The organism is Neolewinella aurantiaca, from assembly GCF_008014675.1.
Taxonomy (GTDB): Bacteria; Bacteroidota; Bacteroidia; order Chitinophagales; family Saprospiraceae; genus Neolewinella; species Neolewinella aurantiaca.
In genome coordinates this window covers 1-3638 of the sequence record NZ_VOXD01000075.1, presented here as the reverse complement: position 1 = coordinate 3638, position 3638 = coordinate 1, and the positions used below count along the sequence as shown (strand labels likewise).

Below are 3638 nucleotides of genomic sequence, written 5' to 3'. Positions count from 1 at the left end.
TGCGCTTGACCTGCTCCGGGTCGGTAAAAAGCTCTTCCAATGAGCGTGTCTTTTTGGTTTTCTTTGCCATAATAATCGTATCTAACTGTAAAGTAATGTAGACACACTTAGATGAACAGTCTCAAAAAAAATATCCCAACCCAGCCTATTCCACGGGTACTGGACGCTCCCCCCTATGCCCACCGCTTAAACCCACACCCCCGCGAAAAATTACTACATCCATACATCGCATAAGGGTTCCCCTTCTTACTGACCCCTGAACGGTAAACCAGTCTCCCCGTTTTGCACTCCGGACACCGCTCAACCTTGGCCCCGGTATCCTGACCCTCCAGCTCCAGAATAAACTTAGACTTATACCTATGGTCGCAAACCAAATAGGCATGCTCTTTAGCTCGAGTAAGCGCAACGTAGAACAGTCGCCGCTCTTCTCCATTCTCAAACTGATCCGCCTGACTTAAAACAAGATTCAGCATCGGATCATCCGACATCTGCGACGGGAATCCATACTTGCCCGTACTACAGTTAATCAAAATCACAATGTCCGCCTCTAAACCTTTAGCCTTGTGTATAGTCATGAACTTCGCCCGCAAGCTTTGTCCTCCCTTCCGGTATACCACTAACGAAGGACTAACCTCAAACGGACTATACTTGTAACTCAGTCGGTTCCTGTCAAGATTGTATCGGCCCAAAATCAAAATCTCCTTCTCTTCAATGCCCGGATAAAGCGAAAGAAGATTATTAAACAATGCGGCTGTCCGCGCACCAACTCCCGGAAAATCCTTATCAATATACTCAATACTATAGGTCGTCCTTTTTCCGGCTAACCCCCTCAGTTTTTTAGCCGTCTGGTTCGGGTTCGCCATCACGAAATCCGAAGAAGTCGCCAGCAGGGGATCCTGAAAACGGTAGGTCGTCTCAATCTTCAACTTTTCGTGCACACCGAAATACTTGCCAAAACTACTGAACAGCGAAATGTCACTCCCCGCAAACCGGTAGATCGACTGCCAGTCATCACCCACACAAAAAATCTTACAACCCGGACGGCTTGCCTGAAGTGCCTTGATCAACCGGTAGCGACTGATCGATATATCCTGAAACTCATCAATAATAATGTACCGAAACGGACTGGCATATTCTCCCCGGGTAACTGCCGCCGTCGCCAGGTTTATCATATCCCCAAAGTCGATCATGTTCACCTCCCGCAAGTAAGCCTCATACCCCTCCTGAATCGGGCGAAGAATGTCAAACATCGCTTGCGAACGATCCCGAAGCGACTTGTCTTCTATCTGATCGATCTTCTGCCGGATGTCTTCCGCCGAGTAATCATTACTCTTCCAAAGGTTGCTGAACGTCTGCGCCAACTGATAAAAAGCGTCAACCTCATTTTGGCCGTATCGCTGGATCGCCTCCCATTTCTCTTCCGCCGTTAGCGGAGTAAAAACAATCCCCGCTTCGGTAAGAATCCTTTCCAACTCCTCGTACAGCGTCCCTTCACGCTTCATAAAACTATACGTCTCCACCAGGGTCGTGCCGTGTGTAGCGTGCAATTCCCGCTTCCACCGGATACCATCGTTATAGCGCTGCTTCACATCCTCATACCGCTCTCCTGGCTTTCCAAACCACTTCGGCACATTGCCCTCCCGGTCTACGCCAAAGTGCTCCAGGTAAACCACCTTGTCTCCCTGAGTAATCTTGAAGTCCGGCCGGTACTGTTTATAGTCTAACGTTTTGGTCTCATGTTCATAAGCTGCTTCGTATTGATAAGACACTCCGTTGAAAAACAAATGATTGGCAATCAGGCACTCCTCGATGCTCTTCACCCGCTCCCGCATCATCGTTTCCTTCGTCGCCCACGATTGATGTACCTCCTTATATGTCGTATAGTTTTGTTCATCCAGAAAAGCCCAATACGCCCCCTGAGATTCAAACTCATCCTGGGGACGATAAGCTTTCAAATGATCAGTAAACAGCATATTTACCTTCGCCAGATAATCAGGGTCCTGAATCAGTGTCCGAAAAACCTGAAGGATAGTATTCTTGAAATCCTTCTCATCAAACGTCGTCGGCACTCCTCCTTCTGCGGCCGCAATAATGTCCTTCCCCAGTTTATGAAACGTCTTCGCCTGCAGCCCTTCAAGCTCTATCCGCTCCTTCAGCGAGTCCGTAGCCTTATTCGTAAACGAAATCAACAATAGCTCTTCGGCAGTAACGTCATACCGCTCCATCACATATTTCACCTTCCCTACCACCGTCGTAGTCTTCCCCGATCCGGCCCCCGCAACCACCAGGTTGGAATCCTCGTCGGTCACAACCGCCACCCTTTGTTGATGGTCAAGGCTTCTCCCCTCAACGTCGCTCAGCAAAGCCGTCGTTCGCTTTACCTCCGCCGGCACAAAAGCCTGATTGAAAGCTTCTCGACGCTCCTCCTTCTCGCTAGAGTATTTAAGAAACTGATCAATCAGGTCCTTATCCTCCTCACTCAGGTACGACTTGCGGTACTTCAGTTTGCCTACCGTTTTAGCAACCGGCCCAAACCGCTCTGTCCATTGGCGCAACAGAAAATGGTTGAAATACCCGGTCTCCTCACTAAGATGACCAACAAACACTCGCCGACCCTCTCGTATATCAGGCAGAAGCCCCTCCAATTGTTGCGTCAAGGCACGCTTACGTTTCCGGCTATTACCAACTAGTAAACCAATTAGCACAATCGCAATGCTCAATAAAGCAACAAGTAGAAGCATCTCAATCGACATAATGATGAGGCTTGTTTTTAAACGAAAGCCGAAGGTAATAATCCCCTGACAAAATATTTGGCCCACTTCCTGTTTCTCTAACACCATTAAGTCTTTGGGCGAAAACGCAGGTGCAATGAAAGTTGGACGAGCAGGGTAGGGGAGCAAGAACGATCAATCAGCCCTCCCAATCGATACTTTTACTATCTTCACCCCCCAAGCGTTTTTCCGCCCCGTTCCGACTTACACCCAGATTTGAATGACATTCCTAGACCTCTTACGCAACTACCGCAACGAAGCAATTTCCACCCGCGACCAAGGCGACCGCTTCGAGCGCCTAATGCAAGCCTATCTCCTAACCGAGCCCATTTATCAGCGGGAAATCAAAACAGTCTGGCTCTGGAACGAGTTCCCCGGTCGCGATTCCATCGCCGGCCAGGATACCGGCATCGACCTTGTAGCCCAAACTAAAACCGGAGATTACTGGGCCGTCCAGTGTAAATTCTACGGAGAGAAGTCCTCCATCTCAAAGAGCGAAGTCGATACCTTCCTCAGCACCAGCGGCCGCGCCTTCGAAATCGACGGTAAACAGCATCGCTTCAACCGGAGACTCTGGATCTCAACCACCAACAAATGGACATCCACCGCCGAAGCTACCCTCAGCGGTCAGGACCCCGCCGTCAACCGGATTAAGAGCGTGTCTAAAATTATGAAAATTTAGATATAAAGGCTGCCAGTCGTATCTTGTAAGTCGCTAAACACTACAAATATGACCAAGCAGTGGACTCGGTTGACTGACAGCCAGTGGAACGAAGTTAAAGATTATCTACCAATCAACCGCAAGACAAAACATCAACTCCGGGATGTACTTGATGCCATTCTGTGGCTGGTGCGTACCGGTACTCA

At 49.1% G+C, this 3638-nt stretch carries 2 protein-coding genes; one reads left to right on the top strand and one right to left on the bottom strand.

The features are described 5' to 3' along the window. Positions 1 to 173: 173 nt before the first annotated feature. Positions 174 to 2900, bottom strand: a complete 2727-nt coding sequence (locus FUA23_RS21920; protein WP_147932919.1) for a UvrD-helicase domain-containing protein — start codon at positions 2898 to 2900, stop codon at positions 174 to 176. A 91-nt stretch (positions 2901 to 2991) separates the two neighbouring features. Between FUA23_RS21920 and FUA23_RS21915 the strand changes: the two genes are divergently transcribed. Next, on the top strand, positions 2992 to 3453 hold the full coding sequence (locus tag FUA23_RS21915; RefSeq protein WP_147932918.1) for a restriction endonuclease: 462 nt from the start codon (positions 2992 to 2994) through the stop codon (positions 3451 to 3453). The last annotated feature ends 185 nt before the right edge of the window (positions 3454 to 3638 follow it).